Origin of the sequence: Agitococcus lubricus (assembly GCF_003051055.1) — a bacterium.
In the GTDB taxonomy this organism is placed as follows: domain Bacteria; phylum Pseudomonadota; class Gammaproteobacteria; order Pseudomonadales; family Moraxellaceae; genus Agitococcus; species Agitococcus lubricus.
This window is the reverse complement of sequence record NZ_QAON01000005.1, coordinates 201,115-219,349: the sequence shown is the minus strand read 5'-3', so window position 1 is coordinate 219,349 and position 18,235 is coordinate 201,115. Positions and strand designations below refer to the sequence as shown.

18 protein-coding genes and 1 other RNA gene are annotated in these 18,235 nt (G+C 45.6%); 16 read left to right on the top strand and 3 right to left on the bottom strand.

What is annotated here, in order from left to right:
• The first annotated feature begins 66 nt into the window (after nucleotides 1–66).
• The 5 genes from petA (at nucleotide 67) to C8N29_RS07320 (ending at nucleotide 4,008) form a co-directional block, all read left to right on the top strand.
• Nucleotides 67–648 (top strand): ubiquinol-cytochrome c reductase iron-sulfur subunit, encoded by a 582-nt coding sequence (gene petA / locus C8N29_RS07340; RefSeq protein ID WP_107865401.1) that lies wholly within the window; start codon nucleotides 67–69, stop codon nucleotides 646–648.
• Between the two features lie 23 nt (nucleotides 649–671).
• Complete coding sequence (locus C8N29_RS07335; protein ID WP_107865436.1) at nucleotides 672–1,880, top strand: cytochrome b; 1,209 nt, start codon at nucleotides 672–674, stop codon at nucleotides 1,878–1,880.
• Complete coding sequence (locus C8N29_RS07330; protein ID WP_107865400.1) at nucleotides 1,880–2,548, top strand: cytochrome c1; 669 nt, start codon at nucleotides 1,880–1,882, stop codon at nucleotides 2,546–2,548. The genes C8N29_RS07335 and C8N29_RS07330 overlap by 1 nt, the downstream gene beginning before the upstream one ends.
• Before the next feature lie 323 nt (nucleotides 2,549–2,871).
• Nucleotides 2,872–3,501 carry a glutathione S-transferase N-terminal domain-containing protein gene (locus C8N29_RS07325; RefSeq protein WP_107865399.1) on the top strand — a complete coding sequence of 210 codons (630 nt, stop codon included), beginning with the start codon at nucleotides 2,872–2,874 and terminating at the stop codon, nucleotides 3,499–3,501.
• 48 nt (nucleotides 3,502–3,549) lie between these two features.
• Nucleotides 3,550–4,008, top strand: a complete 459-nt coding sequence (locus C8N29_RS07320) for a ClpXP protease specificity-enhancing factor (RefSeq protein WP_107865398.1) — start codon at nucleotides 3,550–3,552, stop codon at nucleotides 4,006–4,008.
• A 52-nt stretch (nucleotides 4,009–4,060) separates the two neighbouring features.
• Here the strand turns inward: C8N29_RS07320 and C8N29_RS07315 are convergent, their stop codons facing one another.
• The 3 genes from C8N29_RS07315 to C8N29_RS07305 are packed head-to-tail and all read right to left on the bottom strand — an operon-like array spanning nucleotide 4,061 to nucleotide 6,054.
• Nucleotides 4,061–4,633, bottom strand: coding sequence for a BON domain-containing protein (locus C8N29_RS07315; RefSeq protein WP_170106926.1), 573 nt, complete (start codon nucleotides 4,631–4,633; stop codon nucleotides 4,061–4,063).
• 37 nt (nucleotides 4,634–4,670) lie between these two features.
• Nucleotides 4,671–5,045 (bottom strand): YraN family protein, encoded by a 375-nt coding sequence (locus C8N29_RS07310; RefSeq protein ID WP_107865396.1) that lies wholly within the window; start codon nucleotides 5,043–5,045, stop codon nucleotides 4,671–4,673.
• On the bottom strand, nucleotides 4,999–6,054 hold the full coding sequence (locus tag C8N29_RS07305; RefSeq protein WP_170106925.1) for a penicillin-binding protein activator: 1,056 nt from the start codon (nucleotides 6,052–6,054) through the stop codon (nucleotides 4,999–5,001). The genes C8N29_RS07310 and C8N29_RS07305 overlap by 47 nt, the downstream gene beginning before the upstream one ends.
• A 16-nt stretch (nucleotides 6,055–6,070) precedes the next feature.
• Between C8N29_RS07305 and rsmI the strand changes: the two genes are divergently transcribed.
• The 11 genes from rsmI (at nucleotide 6,071) to murG (ending at nucleotide 18,231) form a co-directional block, all read left to right on the top strand.
• Nucleotides 6,071–6,916 carry a 16S rRNA (cytidine(1402)-2'-O)-methyltransferase gene (gene rsmI / locus C8N29_RS07300; protein WP_107865394.1) on the top strand — a complete coding sequence of 282 codons (846 nt, stop codon included), beginning with the start codon at nucleotides 6,071–6,073 and terminating at the stop codon, nucleotides 6,914–6,916.
• 61 nt (nucleotides 6,917–6,977) lie between these two features.
• Nucleotides 6,978–7,332, top strand: an RNA gene (rnpB, locus tag C8N29_RS07295) — RNase P RNA component class A.
• Nucleotides 7,333–7,492: 160 nt separating this feature from the next.
• Nucleotides 7,493–8,437 carry a 16S rRNA (cytosine(1402)-N(4))-methyltransferase RsmH gene (rsmH, locus tag C8N29_RS07290; RefSeq protein WP_107865393.1) on the top strand — a complete coding sequence of 315 codons (945 nt, stop codon included), beginning with the start codon at nucleotides 7,493–7,495 and terminating at the stop codon, nucleotides 8,435–8,437.
• On the top strand, nucleotides 8,434–8,736 hold the full coding sequence (ftsL, locus tag C8N29_RS07285) for a cell division protein FtsL (protein WP_107865392.1): 303 nt from the start codon (nucleotides 8,434–8,436) through the stop codon (nucleotides 8,734–8,736). Before rsmH ends, ftsL begins: the two co-directional genes overlap by 4 nt.
• Complete coding sequence (locus C8N29_RS07280) at nucleotides 8,733–10,571, top strand: peptidoglycan D,D-transpeptidase FtsI family protein (RefSeq protein ID WP_107865391.1); 1,839 nt, start codon at nucleotides 8,733–8,735, stop codon at nucleotides 10,569–10,571. The genes ftsL and C8N29_RS07280 overlap by 4 nt, the downstream gene beginning before the upstream one ends.
• Complete coding sequence (locus C8N29_RS07275) at nucleotides 10,571–12,031, top strand: UDP-N-acetylmuramoyl-L-alanyl-D-glutamate--2,6-diaminopimelate ligase (protein ID WP_107865390.1); 1,461 nt, start codon at nucleotides 10,571–10,573, stop codon at nucleotides 12,029–12,031. The genes C8N29_RS07280 and C8N29_RS07275 overlap by 1 nt, the downstream gene beginning before the upstream one ends.
• A gap of 36 nt (nucleotides 12,032–12,067) precedes the next feature.
• Nucleotides 12,068–13,405: a UDP-N-acetylmuramoyl-tripeptide--D-alanyl-D-alanine ligase gene (locus C8N29_RS07270; protein WP_107865389.1), complete on the top strand. Its 1,338-nt coding sequence runs from the start codon at nucleotides 12,068–12,070 to the stop codon at nucleotides 13,403–13,405.
• An 85-nt stretch (nucleotides 13,406–13,490) separates the two neighbouring features.
• On the top strand, nucleotides 13,491–14,573 hold the full coding sequence (mraY, locus tag C8N29_RS07265) for a phospho-N-acetylmuramoyl-pentapeptide-transferase (protein ID WP_107865388.1): 1,083 nt from the start codon (nucleotides 13,491–13,493) through the stop codon (nucleotides 14,571–14,573).
• A gap of 27 nt (nucleotides 14,574–14,600) precedes the next feature.
• Nucleotides 14,601–15,956 carry a UDP-N-acetylmuramoyl-L-alanine--D-glutamate ligase gene (murD, locus tag C8N29_RS07260; RefSeq protein ID WP_107865387.1) on the top strand — a complete coding sequence of 452 codons (1,356 nt, stop codon included), beginning with the start codon at nucleotides 14,601–14,603 and terminating at the stop codon, nucleotides 15,954–15,956.
• An 11-nt stretch (nucleotides 15,957–15,967) separates the two neighbouring features.
• Nucleotides 15,968–17,161, top strand: a complete 1,194-nt coding sequence (gene ftsW, locus C8N29_RS07255; protein WP_107865386.1) for a putative lipid II flippase FtsW — start codon at nucleotides 15,968–15,970, stop codon at nucleotides 17,159–17,161.
• Nucleotides 17,158–18,231, top strand: a complete 1,074-nt coding sequence (murG, locus tag C8N29_RS07250) for an undecaprenyldiphospho-muramoylpentapeptide beta-N-acetylglucosaminyltransferase (RefSeq protein ID WP_107865385.1) — start codon at nucleotides 17,158–17,160, stop codon at nucleotides 18,229–18,231. Before ftsW ends, murG begins: the two co-directional genes overlap by 4 nt.
• Nucleotides 18,232–18,235 lie beyond the last annotated feature (4 nt).

Sequence of the window (18,235 nt, the reverse complement as noted above, 5' to 3'; positions counted from 1 at the left end):
TTTTTTGGTGGGCTTTGTAGTGATGAGCTACACGGCCTATTTGTGCTTGCTTGTGGGAGTACGTGAATGAGTACTGACGGCGTAAATCAAAGTCGCCGACGGATACTACTAGGTGCAACGGCTGCGATGGGTGCAGTGGGTGCAGGCTTTGTAGTTACTCCGTTTGTGAAGTCGTGGAATCCAAGTGCCAAAGCAAAAGCTGCGGGTGCACCGGTAACGGCTGACTTAAGTAAATTAGAGCCAGGCCAGCAAATGGTGGTGGAGTGGCGTGGTAAGCCAGTGTGGGTGGTACGTCGTACCCCAGAAGCCTTGGCTGATTTGAAGAAAGTCGCAGGGGATTTACGCGACCCAGAGTCCAATGAATCTGTGCAACCAGATTTTGCGAAAAACGAATATCGTTCAATTAAACCTGAGTATGCCATCTTGGTGGGTATTTGTACCCATTTAGGCTGCTCGCCAACCTATCGTCCTGAGGTTGCACCAGCAGATTTAGGCCAAAACTGGCGTGGTGGTTTCTTCTGCCCCTGTCATGGTTCTACCTATGATATGGCGGGTCGTGTGTATAAGGGTGTTCCTGCACCAATCAACTTAGAAGTCCCACCCTATAAATACCTGAGTGACGGTGTTGTCCTCATTGGGGAGGCATAATGAGTAAGTTATTCTCTAATTTGATGTCATGGGTTGATGCGCGTTTTCCTGCGACTGAGACTTATGAATATCATATGTCCAAATACTATGCGCCAAAGAACTTCAACTTCTGGTATTTCTTTGGTGTGTTATCAATGGTGGTTTTAGTCAACCAGCTATTGACGGGTTTTTGGTTAACCATGATGTACAGCCCAACCGCTGAAGGTGCATTCGACTCTATCGAATATATCATGCGTGACGTGGAGTATGGCTGGTTAATTCGTTATATGCATTCCACGGGTGCGTCCGCCTTCTTTGTGGTTGTTTATTTACACATGTTCCGTGGTTTGCTCTATGGTTCATATCAAAAGCCACGTGAATTAGTCTGGTTAATTGGTATGGCCATTTATTTGTGTTTAATGGCCGAAGGTTTCTTTGGTTATTTATTGCCGTGGGGCAATATGTCCTACTGGGGCGCACAAGTAATTCTTAATTTAGCGGGCGCAATTCCTGTCGTCGGTGATGCTTTAGTGACATGGGTGCGTGGTGATTACTTGCTATCTGGTGCAACCTTAAACCGTTTCTTTGCGATTCACGTTGCGGTTATCCCATTGATTCTCGTTGGTTTGGTGTTTATGCATTTAGTGGCCTTGCATCATGTTGGCTCTAATAACCCAGATGGCGTTGATATCAAAAAGTTAAAAGATGAAAATGGCATTCCCTTAGACGGTGTTGCTTTCCATCCTTACTACACCGTACACGATTTGGTCGGTATCGTTGTGTTCTTATTTATTTTCTCTTTAGTGATTTTCTTCTTCCCAGATGGTGGTGGATACTTCTTAGAGAAACCAAACTATGACCCAGCAAATCCCTTAAAAACGCCTGAACATATTGCACCTGTTTGGTATTACACCCCATTTTATGCCATCTTGCGTGCTGTACCGTCTAAATTAGGTGGTGTGATTGCGATGGGGGCAGCGATTGCCATTCTCTTTGTCTTGCCGTGGTTAGATAAGAGCCCTGTCAAATCCATGCGTTATAAAGGTTGGATGAGCAAAGTTTGGTTGGGTATTTTTGTGGTGAGCTTTATTAGCTTGGGTTATTTAGGTGTAGTACCTGCAACGCCTGTTAGCACATTGATGTCACAAATATTCACCATCTTATATTTCTTGTTCTTCTTGTTGATGCCAATTTATACATCTATCGAGACGTGCAAGATGCCACCTAAACGCGTGACAGGGGGTAATCACTAATGAAAAAGTTCTTTTTATTATTCGCCCTGTTATTAAGCCCTGCCTTCGCTTTAGCGGGTGGTGGTGGTGCTTGTGGCACTTTAGCGAAGTGTGATAAAGCACCTGTCGATTTGCACAACAAAGAGTCTTTACAAAACGGTGCTAAAATTTTTATTAGCTATTGTTTAGGCTGTCATAGTGCCAAATATTTGCGTTATGAGCGTATGGCGACCGATTTAGAAATCGACCCTAAATTAGTTCAAGAGTATATGATGTTTACCACTGATAAAATCGGTGATGGCATGGATACGAAGGTCAACAAAAAAGACCAAGCGAAATGGTTTGGTAATGCGCCACCTGACTTGAGCTTAGAGACGCGTTTGCGTAGTCCAGATTGGGTTTATACTTATTTGCTTAATTTCTATCCTGACGACAAACGTCCTTGGGGTGTCAATAATCGCGTCTTCAAAGACGTGGCGATGCCTCATGTGTTAGACAGTTTAGAGTTAGAGTTAGGGCCAGATGATTATAAAGTGGCTGTTGGTGACTTAGTTAACTTTATGACCTATATGGCCGAGCCAATCCGTACTGAGCGCGAGCGTTTAGGCTGGTGGGTCTTAGCCTTCTTAGCAATTTTATTTGTTCCTGTGTATCTCTTGAATAAAGAGTTCTGGAAAGATGTCAAATAAATTGACTAACGCTGAAAAAGGGTGACTCAATGTCACCCTTTTTTTTAGGGAATGGTTGGGCTAATACCTAAACTTGCCTAGGGGCTGTTGACGTTTTGCGTGTTCGCAACCACAATCCAAAACGCAACAGCCTCTAAACAATTTGAGAAAAACTCCGCCAAGCGCAGGGCTTTAGTTTAGAATAAGCCAATTGCGTGTGTGGGTTGTTGACCATATCGGCGTGTCACCTTAGCGGCTGTTGCTACGTCGCACCTACTATCAATGTGATTTCAGACCCTAAATTATCGTTTTTCAAATAAATCGTAAAAAGAATGGAGTAGAGTATGGGCTTGACGGCTAAACGTGCGGGGATTACCTTTTATTCTGACCCCAGTGACCATTATAGTCATCGTATCCGTATTGTACTGGCAGAAAAAGAAGCGGTTGTGGAATTGATTTCGGTCAATCCCCATCATAAACCCGAAGACTTGGCTCATCTCAATCCCTACAATAGTTTACCAACCTTAGTGGATAGAGACTTATGTTTGTATGAGTCTAAGGTCATGATGGAATATTTAGATGAGCGTTTTCCGCATCCGCCGTTATTACCTGCGTATCCCGCCGCACGCGCTTTAACCCGTCAGTTAGCGTATCGAATAGAGCGTGATTGGTGTAGCTTGGTGGACATTATTTTACATGACAGTAATGATGAGCGCGTGCTGCAAGCGCGTAAGACCCTACGTGACAGTTTAATTAGCGTAGCGCCTGTGTTTGCCGAAAAGCCATATTTTATGAACGATGAATTTTCGATTGCAGATGCCATGCTCGCGCCAATTCTGTGGCGTTTAGCCTATATGCATATTGATTTACCCGAAAAACCCTGTAAGCCCTTATTGCGTTATATGGAGCGGCTGTTTAGTCGTGAATCCTTTGTCACGAGTTTGACGGCTGTAGAACGCAATATGCGTCACTGATTGTTTGATGTGCCCATGTCACATTGTGTATATATTTGAGGATAGATTATGACTCCCAGCCGCCCTTATTTAGTGAGAGCGATGTATGAATGGCTTGTTGATAACAATGCCACCCCATATTTATTGTTGGATGCGACTCATCCTCAAGTGCGTGTGCCTATACAGCACATTAAAGATGGCAAAATTGTACTCAATATTGCACCGCATGCGGTCAAAGATTTTTTTGTCCGTAATGAGGACATTAGTTTTTCGGCACGTTTTGGCGGTGTCCCTATGGCAATTTATGCTCCGATGGTGGCGGTATTAGCGGTATATGCCCGTGAAAATGGTCAGGGTATGTTTTTTGATAGCCATGAAGAGTTTGAGGAAGTGACAGAAAGTACAACGACAACAGCCACACCAACGGTCACCTTAGAGTCTATCTCCAGTGACACGTCACCTATGAGCGATGTAGAGGCAGAGCGTCCTAAATCGACGGGGCGCCCCAGTTTGACCATCGTCAAATAGGGTTAACAGCCCCTAAGCCACATGGTTGATTTCGATGAAATCAACCGCTTTGTTAATCCAAATAGTCCACCATCTTGATAATTTTCTTAATATCTTGAACGTTTTTAATCAAACCTATAGCCTGTTCTGCTTGCGCACGTGTCAGCTTCCCCATCAAATACACCGTGCCTTCCTCAACTAATACTTTGCATTGGCTACTCGGAAAGTCTTTGGCAAAAGTGAGGCTGGTGCTAATTTGGGCACTGATAATGCTGTCTTTCGCGCGGCCTAAGTAGGGGTTGATTTGTGGACTGATACTAAGCTCATTATGGATTTGTTTGACTTCGCCAATGGCACGCACCGTGTCTTCGGCGACTTGTTTTTGTTTGGCATTAAGAACTTGCCCCGCAATTAAGACATTGCTATGAAAACTCATAAAGACGACATGGGCATTTTTGAATTGTGGGTCGGCCTTGTATAAGTTAATGGCTGCCGTTTTTTCGATGCTGATGTCTTCTATCCGTTGACTCAAGGTGCGTTGGCCTTCTGTTGCGCCGACGGGTTGAGAGCCAGACGCTGCAGCCAGCATTTGTGCACAGCCTGTTAAATTAACAATCAAAACCGTTATAACTAACTGTTTTAACATAGTATGCGTACTCATTTAGGTTAAATAATCCCATTAATCAGCAACTAAAGGCATGGGGAATCCAATCCAATGTTTCCCCGTCTGCGTCTGCTTGTATGGCGATGACATCAAATCGTACTGCAAAGGATTGAAATTGAACATGATGATGTAAAAAGTGTTGGGCAGCAATCAGCACTTTTTTTTGTTTCGTTAAGCTCACGGATTCGAGTGCTGAACCATAGGCTCGGCTTGAACGATAACGGACTTCTATACACGCTAATATGTGTCCTTGCGACATCACCAAGTCGATTTCACCGCCTGTACAATGATAGTTTGTGCACACCAGTTGCCAGCCTTGGCTGCGTAAATAATCACAGGCGAGTTGTTCAGCGCGTTGTCCCAGTTGTTGTCGACTGAGCTTTGGCTTTACCATTAATAACCTCCGCACAGAGTGGGGTACGTGCGACTTGTCCGTCTTTTAAGACCAGTATACCTGTTCGCCCTTGTAATGCGGATTTAGGCGCAGAGCTCAGTAATTGACTTACCACCCAAGCATCCGCACCAAATGCCGCTAAACGGTCATAACTGCTATTTTCGGGGCTAAATTCATCTCTCAAACTTTGATTACTTGGCCAACGCTCAGGTTGAATCACCCACGGCGTACCACAAAAAAATAAGCCATTCAGGTCTTGACGCTCGAGTAAGGATTTTTCGGCATCATAGGCTTGTGACGAACTATAAATCGGTAAGGGATTGCGTTGATAAAAATTGAGCAAGGGTAAAACATAGGCAGCCAGTTGGGGACTGGCCAAATAAAAGGCCTCCGTTTTTTGTTGTTGGCTTTCGGCGATAAGTTGTTTAATACTCTGCGTTAAACCATCTTGTTCGGTTTGATTCAGTACATACGTTGGGAGTAATGTCCCGCCTTGCGCTTGCCATGCTTGTTCAAAACCTTGACGTAACCGCTCACTGTTACTGTCGTTAGCGGCTAAGATTCTGATTTTTTTAATATGCTGACTTTGCATAAGGTTGATTAACGGCGCAAACTCCTCTTCAGGTGCGAGAGCAAACTGCCAAATATACGCTCCATTGGCCTGCGTGACGCGGTTGAGTGCCAGTGTAGGGACTAAGGGTGGATTAGAGAGCGTTTGTGCCACATGCTCTTTTAACAAGGGGCCAATAATCAGTTTGGTGTCGGTATTACGCAGTTTTTCGAGCAGTGGGGTAATGTCGTTATAAGCGGAGGTATCATAAAAAACGAGATTATCACTGGTTTTTTGTTGGCTAAGCGATTGATAATAGGCGGCTAATAACCCACTGCGTATGCTTTCTGCTGCTTTAGCCGTTGCGCCCGATAATGGCAATAATACGCTAATTTCTCCTGCAACACAGAGGCTACTCTGTAGAGCTAGACTAAGGCCCAATGCGCGAATCCAAGACATAATCGAGTTCCTAATGATGACAGGCATACTGTATGTGGTTGCTACCCCAATCGGCAACCTAGATGATATAACGAAACGAGCCACACACGTATTAGCACAGGTGGCGGTGATTGCTGCCGAGGATACACGACATTCCAGCCGACTTTTACAGTTTTTAGGTATCAATACGCCACTTGTCTCGGTACATGACCATAATGAGGCCAATCAAGTACAACGTTTGATACAGCAGTTATTAGCGGGTGAGCACATCGCCTTAATTTCAGATGCGGGCACACCACTGATTAGTGACCCTGGTTATCGTTTGGTCGCGGCAGCCCATCACGCTCATATTCAAGTCGTGCCTGTGGTGGGAGCGTGTGCAGCGATTGCTGCCTTATCGGCAGCAGGTTTACCCAGTGACCGTTTTAGTTTTGAAGGATTTTTGGCAGCTAAAGCCAGTCAACGGCAAACACAATTAAAAGCCTTAGCCAATGAAAGCCGAACCTTGATTTTTTATGAAGCACCACATCGTATTTTGGAGTGTGTGCAAGATATGGCAGCAATTTTTGGGGCAGATAGGCGTGTGGTGTTGGCCAGAGAATTAACCAAAACCTTTGAAACCATTAAACAAAGCACATTAGCTGAATTATGCGTATTTGTGGCGTCGGATACCAATCAGCAACGGGGAGAAATTGTCTTAGTCGTTGAAGGCGCACCCGAAGATTCCACCTTGATGGCACAAAAAGAATTAGATGCCTTACTGTTAAAGTTATTAAAGTATTTACCGATTAAAGCCTGTGCGCAATTAGCGGCAGAGTTAACAGGCCATAAAAAGAACGCTTTGTATGATAGAGCCTTAGTCTTACAGACAAAAGCCGAATAATATGTAAAAAGCGTGGAAATCACTTGTCTATCCGATAAAGCCTGTTATCCTTGCGCGCCTGAGAGTCGGCCAGACGGTCGCCGCCTGCAAAGGGGGAGGAAAGTCTGGGCTTCGTAGGGCAAAGTGCTAGGTAACGCCTAGGCAGCGTGAGCTGACGGCAAGTGCAACAGAGAGCTGAACCGCCGATGTTTGGTGTGCAAACACCAAGCAGGTAAGGGTGAAAAGGTGCGGTAAGAGCGCACCGCGCAACTGGCAACAGGAGCGGCAGGGTAAACCCCACTTGAAGCAAGACCAAATAGGCATCCTTTGGCGTGGCCCGCGCTGGATGCGGGTAGGTTGCTTGAGCGTATAGGTGACTATACGCCTAGAGGAATGACCGTCCTCGACAGAACCCAGCTTATCGGCTGACTCTCATTTTTTTCTTTACCTACTTGACGTCTACTCAAGTGCTCCCTATAGTTTTCGGTTTAGGCTGTATCGTTTTATCCTATCTTTATCAACGATTTAAGTGCTAAAAATAAACTGTATGGCAATAGCCTAATCCCCATTATCCCCTCTATCCATGTCTTAATTTTTATGAATAGTCCTTTTGTGCATCAATCTGTGTTATTGCATGAAACAATCGATGCCATTCTTGGGACAGAAAATGGTATTTATGTTGATGCAACCTTTGGTCGTGGAGGCCATAGCCGAGCGTTATTAGCCCGTTTAGGCGCAGAAGCCACGGTGATTGCCTTTGACAAAGACCCAGCCGCGATTGCGGTAGGTCAGCAGCTGATGCAAGAAGATAGCCGTTTTCAGATTATTCATGCCAGTTTTGCAGAATTAGTATCGCGCTTGGAAGCGATGCAGTTAGTTGGCCTGATTGATGGTGTGATGGCCGATTTAGGGGTGTCTTCACCACAGTTAGACGATGCAAGCCGTGGTTTTAGTTTTATGAACGATGGCCCGCTCGATATGCGTATGGATACAACACGTGGTATCAGTGCCGCAGAATGGCTACTGCAAGTCAGTGAGACTCAATTGGCCGATGTTTTGTTCCAATACGGGGAAGAGCGTTATAGTCGTCGTATTGCCAAAGCGATTAAGCATGCCTTAACTCAGCAAACGATTCACAGTACCAAACAATTGGCGGAGATTGTAGCGGCTGCTCATCCTGCATGGGAGCGGCATAAGCATCCTGCCACTCGCAGTTTTCAAGCGATTCGTATTGCCATTAATCAAGAGCTTGACGATATTCAAGGCTTTTTGCCACAGAGTTTGTTAGCCTTAAAGCCACTGGGTAAATTAGCCGTGATTAGCTTTCACTCTTTAGAAGACCGTTTAGTGAAACAGTTTCTGCAAAAACAAGCGAAAGGCGATGATTTGCCACGTGGACTACCTGTCCGCGCCTCTGAGCTGAAAAAACACGTGAAAATATTAGCAAAAGTGGCGGCAAGCCCCGAAGAAGTGAAAGAAAATCCGCGTGCGCGTAGTGCCCATCTGCGGGTTGCTCAAAAATTAGCGGTGTATGAATCATGATGTGGTCGTGGTTAAAAAAAAGTTTTCATCCCAGTTTTGATGCGATAGTTGCCATCATTTTAGTGATTGCCGTGATAGGCTCTGCGATAGCCGTTGCGTTTAGTGTGCATCATACGCGAGAAGCCTTACAGGAGTTACAAGAGCTAAGAGAGCAACGTAAGGCCTTAGACGTAGAATGGGGACAATTGCTATTAGAACAACATTCATGGGGGGCTTATGGCAATGTTGACCAAATTGCGAAAAGCCAATTACAAATGCAGCCTGCAAATTTACATGATATTGTGATGGTTCAACCATGAAATGGCGTTTACCTAAGTTGCCCACTCTGCAAAAAGATAACCAAGATTTTTCGGGGCGTCACTTATTACTACAAGTCATTTTGGTATTGATTTTTGCCACGATGGCAGCACGTGCAACGTATTTGCATATTATTGATAAGGATTTTTTACGTCGCCAAGGTGACGCACGTATGGTACGTGTGGAAACAATCAATGCCCACCGTGGCATGATTATGGACCGAAATGGTACGCCCTTGGCCGTCAGTACGCCCGTCACCTCATTATGGATTAACCCCAAAGAAATCTATGAGTTGGCGCATCCAGACCCCCAAGAAAAACACCCCAAAAAACCTGTCATTTTAGACGTGAATGCGTTGGCTTCGGCAATTGGTTTAGACCCTGTTGACCTTGCAAATCGTATTTATAAAAATCCCAAAAAAGAATTTTTATACTTAAAACGGCACATGGCACCTGATGTAGCGCAAGTGGTATTAGAGCGGGATTTTCCTGCAGTTTATGGTATTACCGAATACCGTCGTTATTATCCTGAAGGAGAGTCTACCGCGCATGTGATTGGTTTTACCGATTTAGATGACCACGGTAAAGAAGGTATTGAATTACAGTACGACAAAGTATTGCGTGGTGAGTCAGGTCAGCAGCAAGTGATTCGTGACCGTAAAGGCCATAAAGTCAAAGATATTGCCCAGTTAAAGCCCGCCAAAGCAGGGCAAGATATTTTTTTGAGTTTTGATGCGCGTATTCAATATGTTGCAAATCGTGCACTGGCGGAAGCGGTTGCTAAAAGTGAAGCCAAAGCAGGTTATTTAATTGCCCTAGATGTACAAACAGGCGAAGTGTTGGCGATGGTGAATCAGCCCAGCTATAACCCCAATAACCGTCAGGGCGTTACCTTAAAGCAGTTACGTAATAGCGCGGTGATTGACATGTTTGAGCCTGGCTCAACCATGAAGGTGATGACAGTTGCCTTAGCTTTAGAAAGTGGCAAATATACGCCCGAAAGTAAATTCAATACCAATCCAGGCTCGATGCGCGTGTTAAATCATACCGTACGTGACCACCATAATTATGGTGTCATTGATTTGGGTACTATTATCACTAAGTCGAGTAACGTCGGTACGACACAGATTGTCTTATCTTTACCCCCAGAAGCCTTGCCTACCTTCTTCCAGCGTTTTGGGTTTGGCCAAGTGACGGGCAGTGGTTTTCCGGGTGAATCTAGAGGCCGTATCCAAGCACGTAGTGAATGGAAGCCTGTGCAGTTATCTACGATGTCGTATGGTAATGGGGTAGCGGTAACGGTTTTACAATTGATTCGAGCCTATGCCACGATTGCCAACCATGGCGTTCAATTACCCATTAGTTTTACGAAAATTACCCATCCCCCCCAAGGCACACGTTTAATTAGCCAACAAATTGCCGACCAACTCTTTCCGATGATGGAGTCAGTGGTATCAAGTGACGGTACGGCGATTAAAGCAGCCGTACCAGGCTATCGGGTTGGCGGTAAGACAGGTACAGCGCGTAAACCCAAAGAAAACGGTCGCGGTTATGAGCCAGGTAAATATAAAGCTCTGTTTGTTGGCTTTGCGCCCATGAGTCAGCCCAGAATTGCGATGGCAGTCGTCATTGATGAGCCTAGTACGCGTAATGAAGGTTACTATGGCGGCGCGGTCTCCGCTCCTGTATTCTCAACCGTGATGGGTGAGGCCTTACGTTTAATGAACGTTCCGTTAGACAAGCCTTTAGAAGCGCCTGTCCCCATGAAAGCAATTAAAACAACAACACCTCCAGCCGCACTGGATGTTCCTGCGCCAATGGATGATGGAGAGACTTAATGCCCGCCTTAGCTGCATTATGGCCAAATACGCCACCTGTTTATCAGCAGATTTTGGTTTCTGGCTTAACTGCCAACAGTCAGGCCGTGCAAGCGGGCGATGTTTTTATTGCCTTACGGGGACTCAAGCATGATGCACGGCAGTATATTCCCCAAGCCATTGCACAAGGAGCAGTCGCGGTCTTAGCCCACAGTGAAGAAACCGATTATGCGATTGCACAAGTACCCGTGATTTGTATTGCCGATTTGCCTCAATATTTAGGGCAAATTGCGGCGCGCTTTTACCAGTCGCCTAGTCAAGACCTAAGTGTATTAGCCGTCACAGGCACGAATGGTAAAACCAGTTGTGCCCAATTATTTGCCCATGCGTGTGATTTTCTCGCACTAAAATCGGCCGTCTTAGGTACATTAGGGAATGGGGTCATCGGAGCAATTCAGCCATCCACACACACCACCTTAGATGCCTTACAGCTACAAAAAAAACTGGCTGACTTCAAAGCAGCAGGCGTACAAGTGGTTGCCTTAGAAGCCAGTTCGCACGGTTTAGAACAAGGTCGCTTAAATGCAACCTGTATACAAACAGCGATTTTTACCAATTTAACGCGCGACCATTTGGATTATCATGGGACGATGGAAGCCTATCAGCAAGCCAAAGCCTTGTTATTTCGGTGGCCAACCTTACAGACCGCCATTTTTAATGCCGATGACCCTGCGAGTCAGGTATTTATGGTGGGATTAGCACCGAATGTCCGTTGTTGGACATATAGTCAACATGCCCAACGTGATGCTGATTTTGTTGCGTTATCCGTTCAACCTTCGTTACAAGGCTTGTGCTTAACGATTAAAACTCCGATGGGACAGGTTGAATTACAAACACGTCTATTGGGGCGTTTTAATGTCAGTAATATCTTGGCGGTATTAGCAGGCTTGTTAAGTTTTTCGATACCCTTAACACAAGCCGTTGACGCCCTTAGCCATGTACAACCTGTGCGTGGACGTATGCAATGTTTAACCAATGCAGATATCACCGTTGTCGTAGACTATGCACATACGCCCGACGCTTTGGAAAAAGTGTTATCCACATTACGTGAGCATACACATCAGCATCTGTGGTGTGTGTTTGGCTGTGGTGGAGACCGAGACCGTGGCAAACGGCCCATTATGGGTGAAATTGCCAGTCGTTTAGCGGATAAAGTGATTATTACCGCCGATAATCCGCGTAGTGAAGCGGTAGATGCCATTATTGCCGATATTGTGACGGGTATTAATCAACCGCATCAGATGGTGATTATCGCTGACCGTGAGCAAGCGATTCGTTATGCCCTGAGCCATGCACAGGCGGGGGATTTGGTCTTAGTGGCAGGTAAAGGTCACGAAGATTATCAAGAAATACAAGGGGTGCGTTATCCCTTTGATGATGCGCAGATAGTAGAGCAACTATTAAAAATATCTGCCGTTTAGCCTTCAGGTGTCAGCTTTTTTATCGATGAGAACGTTATGAAATTAAGTGTCATTGCCCAAAAAACACAAGGACAGCTCATTGGTCACGACTTGGATGTCTACCAGTTTTCTACCGATACACGTGCTATTCAAGCAAACGATGTATTTATTGCGCTCAGTGGGGCAAAGTTTGATGCCAACGACTTTGTTGAGCAAGCCGTGGCGGCAGGGGCTGTTGCGGCAATTGTCACACGTCATCAACCTGCATTGGCGATTCCGCAAATTGTGGTCACCAATAGCCATCAAGCCTTAGGTCAATTAGCACAAGCATGGCGTGAGCAATTTGATTTAGTGCGTGTTGCGATTACGGGAAGCAGTGGCAAAACAACGACTAAAGAGTTGACTGCAAGTATCTTTAGACAAGCAGGCACAACCTTAGCCACCTTGGGCAATAAAAATAATGATATTGGCGTGCCATTAACCTTATTACGCCTACAGGCTGAACATCAATATGGCGTATTTGAGTTAGGAGCGAATCATCAAGGTGAAATTGCCTACACGTCAGGGCTGGTTCAACCGCATGCGGCACTGATTAACAATATTGGCACGGCACATTTAGAAGGGTTTGGTGGTCGAGCAGGGATTGCTAAAGCCAAAGGTGAGATTTTTTCGGGCTTAGTGGAAGGTGGAACGGCTGTTATCAATGCCGATGATGAGTATGCCGATTACCATCGCCAATTATGTGCAGGCCGTAAAATAATCAATTTTTCTGTTAATAAACAGGCAGATGTCTTTGCAACTGACATTAAACGTGGCGCAGGTGGGGCATATCAATTTAATTTGCATATTGCCCAACAATCTATCCCCATTCAACTACAACTTATCGGGCAACATAATGTCGCTAATGCGTTGGCGGCTGCCTGTTTGGCGTGGGCCTGTGGTTTATCGTTAGTCCATATCCAACAGGGCTTAAATCAGGCACAGGGTGCGGCAGGCCGTATGGTGTTACATCGTTGCCAGCCATTTACCCTGATTGATGACACTTACAATGCAAATCCCAACTCTGTGAAAGCCGCAATAGATGAGTTGGCGTTATGTGTTGGGCGTAAAATCGTGGTCTTGGGGGCGATGGGAGAATTGGGGGCAGATGCAGCTGCTCTTCATCAAGAGGTGGGGGCGTATGCGCGTGCCAAACAGATTGATGCTTTGTATGCTGTTGGTGCTTATGCTCATGAGCTTGCCACAGGATTTGGGGATAACGCACAGGTATTTATCGAGCATGCGCCGCTCATTGACGCATTGAAGTCAGAATTGGCGCAGGCGGTCACAGTTTTAGTCAAAGGCTCACGTAGCGCACGTATGGAATCTGTAGTGCAAGCCTTTGTGGCTGTTTAGAACCTAACCGTGCTCAAGATAAGCACGCCTCTTTAGGGTGGCGATATCCCTGTTTAAGTAAAGATTGTCAAAAGGAGCAACGTCTATGTTGCTGTGGTTAGCAGATTTTTTAGCCCAATATTATAAAGGCTTTCATGTTTTTAATTATTTAACGCTAAGAGCCATGTTAAGTATTTTAACGGCTTTAGGGATTGCCTTGTGGTTTGGCCCGTGGATGATTGAATATTTACGCAAACTAAAGTTTGGTCAAGCGGTACGTACCGACGGCCCACAAACACATTTAGTTAAATCAGGCACACCTACGATGGGTGGGGCATTGATTTTAGTGGCAATTGCTATCAGCACCTTGCTGTGGGCAAATTTGAGTAATCCCTATATTTGGATTGTATTAGGCGTCATGACGGTGTTTGGTGCAGTGGGTTGGGTTGACGACTACCGTAAAGTAGTCGAGAAAAACTCACGCGGCCTACCCGCTAAATGGAAATATTTTTGGCAGTCGGTGGGCGGTATTGCTGCCGCAGGTGCTTTATATTACTTGGCTAAAACCCCCGTTGAAACAACCTTAATTTTTCCCTTTTTCAAAGACCTCGTCTTACCTTTGGGTATTTTTTATATTTTGCTGACCTATTTAGTGATTGTTGGCAGTAGTAACGCGGTGAATTTAACCGACGGCTTAGATGGCTTAGCGATTATGCCAACTGTGATGGTGGCAGGCGCATTGGCGATTTTTGCGTATTTATCAGGCAATATCAAATTTGCCCAATACTTACACATTCCTTATGTTGCGGGCTCGGGTGAGTTAATTGTCATTTGTGGTTCTATTATTGGCGCAGGTTTGGGTTTTTTATGGTTTAACGCCTATCCTGCACAAGTGTTTATGGGGGATGTGGGGGCATTGGCCTTAGGTGCAGTCCTAGGGGTAATTGCCGTGATTGTGCGCCAAGAAATTGTCTTATTTATCATGGGCGGGGTGTTTGTGATGGAAACCGTCTCTGTGATGTTACAAGTCAGTTCATATAAATTAACAGGTAAACGTATCTTCCGTATGGCACCCATTCATCATCATTATGAATTAAAAGGCTGGCCAGAAACCAAAGTCGTCGTTCGCTTTTGGATTATCAGCTTTATGCTGGTATTACTGGGTTTGACAACGCTTAAAATTCGTTAACTCACGGTTCTAATCATAGAGGCAATTATGGCGGGTTTAATCCAGCGTGCAGGACTCAAAGTAGTGGTTGGTTTAGGTAAAACGGGACTTTCTTGTGTCCGTTACTTAAAACAAATGGGTTACACAGTAGCCGTGAATGACACACGTGAAAATCCACCTAATTTAGCCGAGTTACGTACCGAATATCCCGATGTTGTCGTTAGTTTAGGGCACTTAGACGCAGAGTTATTGCTCAGTGCCCAAGAGATTGTGTGTAGTCCAGGTATATCAATTAATGAACCTGCACTCGCTGCTGCCAGACAACACGGGATTCAAGTGATTGGGGATATAGAGTTATTTTGCCGAGCCACAACAACCCCCATTGTCGCGATTACAGGGTCTAATGCCAAAAGTACGGTCACTACCTTAGTGGGATTGATGGCAGAAGCCGCAGGTATTGTTGTCGGTGTAGGCGGGAATTTAGGGACGCCTGTTTTAGAATTACTCGCACAACCTGCCGATTTATATGTGCTTGAGCTATCCAGTTTTCAGCTAGAGACAACATTTAGTTTGCAAGCCGCTGCCGCCACCATTCTGAATATTAGCGAAGACCACATGGACCGTTATGCCAATATGCAGGAGTATCATGCGGCCAAACAACGTATCTATCGTAACTGTCACTATTATGTCACCAACCGCCAAGATTTACTGACAGTGCCGTTATTGCCAGAACATATCCCCAATACCAGTTTTGGCCTGAATCCACCCGATTTGCATCAATACGGCGTCATTAAAGAGCAAGGTGTGAGTTATTTAGCCAAAGGTGCGCAAAAATTGATGCCAACGCAAGAAATGGGCATTTTTGGTGAGCACAATGTCGCGAATGCCTTAGCCGCCTTAGCACTGGGTGAGGCCGTCAATATCCCCATGACCGCGATGTTGACGACCTTGCGTCATTTTACGGGACTACCGCATCGTTGTCAGTTAGTGACCAAACAACAGCAGGTTGCATGGTATAACGACTCCAAAGGGACGAATGTCGGTGCTACCTTAGCCGCTATTAATGGCTTAGGTGCGAGTATTAGTGGCCAAGTGATTTTGATTGCAGGGGGAGTGGGTAAAGGACAAGATTTTCGACCCTTGTCGCCTGCCTTAGTGCAATATAGTAAAGCTGTGGTTTTAATTGGTGAAGATGCCCAAAAAATTGACGCTGCACTCAGTCCGCAACTCGTCAAATACTATGCCTCGACCTTAGTTGACGCCGTACAACAAGCCCATCAGTTGGCTTGCGCAGGTGATGCGGTTCTATTATCGCCTGCTTGTGCCAGTTTTGATATGTTCAAACATTATGAAGACCGTGGCCATCAGTTTGTGGCAGCGGTTAATGCCCTGTATTCCTTGTAGTGATAAATGGTATGAAGTTAGCACTTAAGAGGCCTTCTTTAACACAGATTCCTCGTCACTGGTTAGTTCCTAACTGGCAGCAGGAGTTTACAGTCCGCCGATTATTGATGTTGGCAGCCGCGATTTTGGCGTCGATAGGCGTTATTATGGTCGCTTCTGCGTCAATGGGTATTGCCTCGGCAGATTTTAATAATCCCTTTTATTTTTTTATTCGGCATTTAATTTACGTCCTGATGGGCGTGACCGCGGCCACCGTTGCGGCGCAAATTCCAATGCATTTTTGGCAGCGTTGGAGTTGGTATATTTTAATTATTTCGTTTGTGTTGTTGATTTTAGTGTTGATACCAGGCATTGGCCGTCGCATTAACGGCAGTGCACGCTGGCTAGGTGCTGCTGGCATTACCATACAACCCTCTGAAATTGGCAAATTTGCTGTCGTCTTATTTATGTCGGGTTATCTCGTCCGTCGTCAAGAAGCCGTACGTACCACCTATTTTACGGGCTTACTACGTGCAGGCATTATTATTGGGTTGACGATTGCCTTGTTTATGGCTGAACCTGACTTTGGTGCCAGTTTGGTTTTGATGAGTGCCATCTTAGGCATGTTGTTTTTAGGCGGCGCTCCCTTAGCACAATTTGGGTTGTTGTTTGCGGGTGTAGTTGGTGGTGCGATTGCGCTGGCTTTTTCGGCGGATTATCGGGTCAAACGCTTAATGTCCTTTTGGGAACCTTGGGATGATGCCTATGGTACAGATTATCAATTATCCCAAAGTTTGATTGCCTTTGGTCGTGGGGATTGGTTTGGTGTTGGGTTGGGTCATAGTGTACAAAAGTTGTTCTATTTGCCCGAGGCACATACTGACTTCGTGTTTGCCATTTATGCCGAAGAGTTTGGGCTTGTTGGTGTATTTGTATTGCTAATCGCTTTTTTTATGTTGGTTCAAGCAGGTGTGCGTATTGGTCGAAACGCAGCTGCAGTTGGTAAATTACAAGAGTCTTATTTGGCCTATGGCATGATTTTTTTAATGCTGATGCAAGCCATTATCAATATCTCGGTGTGTACAGGGTTGTTTCCAACCAAAGGGTTAACCTTACCTTTTATTAGTTATGGTGGTAGTAGTTTGGTGGTTGTGTTTACCATGTTAGGTATTTTATTACGAATAGATGCAGAAACGACAATAGCAAAACAAGGAGGCACACCATGACGGTTAAGTCTGTGGTTGTCATGGCGGGTGGTACAGGGGGGCACGTTTTTCCTGCACTTGCGGTAGCACAACATTTAGCACAGCAAGGTATTGCAATTCATTGGTTGGGTACCGCAAACGGTATTGAGGCAGATATTGTACCTAAGAACGGTTTCCCAATTAGCTATTTAGATGTCAAAGGTGTCAGAGGGCAGGGGATAGCGCGGCTATTGCTAGCCCCCTTCAAAATTTTGGCGGCTATATTGGCTGCCATGCGTGTCTTAAAAGCGGTGAAGGCAGATTGTGTCATTGGTTTAGGGGGTTATGTGACGGGGCCTGGTGGTGTTGCCGCCCGTTTGTTAGCAAAGCCGTTGATTATCCATGAGCAAAATGCCATTGCGGGGTTTACTAATAAGCAGTTATCGCATTTGGCAACCACGGTGCTACAAGCCTTTCCTCAAGCCTTTGCCGCAAGTCCTAAAGTCAAAACCACAGGCAACCCTGTGCGTCCTGTCATTGCCCAATTAGCGTCACCTGAACAGCGTTATGCTGAGCGAGAGGGAGCGTTAAATATCTTAATTTTAGGCGGTAGCCAAGGAGCGGTGGCTCTTAATGACTTAGTTCCACAAGCCTTAGCGTTATTGACTAAAGACTATGCCTTAACTATTCGCCATCAATCGGGTAAAAATCGTGCCGAAGCGACGTTGGCACGTTATCAGGGCTTGGCTGTTACCGCAGATGTACAGCCCTTTATTGCCGATATGGCGGAGGCTTATGCGTGGGCAGACTTAGTCATTTGTCGCTCGGGCGCTTTAACGGTCAGTGAAATTGCTGCCGCAGGTGTGGCTTCTGTTTTAGTCCCATACCCTTTTGCTGTCGATGACCATCAAACAGCCAATGGCCGTTATTTGAGTGATGCGGGGGCCGCATTGTTGTGCCCACAACAAAGTTTGACCCCAGAGAGTTTAGCCGACCGTCTGAAACCCCTATTGTCGCGGGCAACATTACTGCAAATGGCAGTGATTGCTCGTAAACTTGCACAACCAGAAGCAACGGCAACGGTTGCTAATTATTGTCTTCGTGCTGAGTAATTTT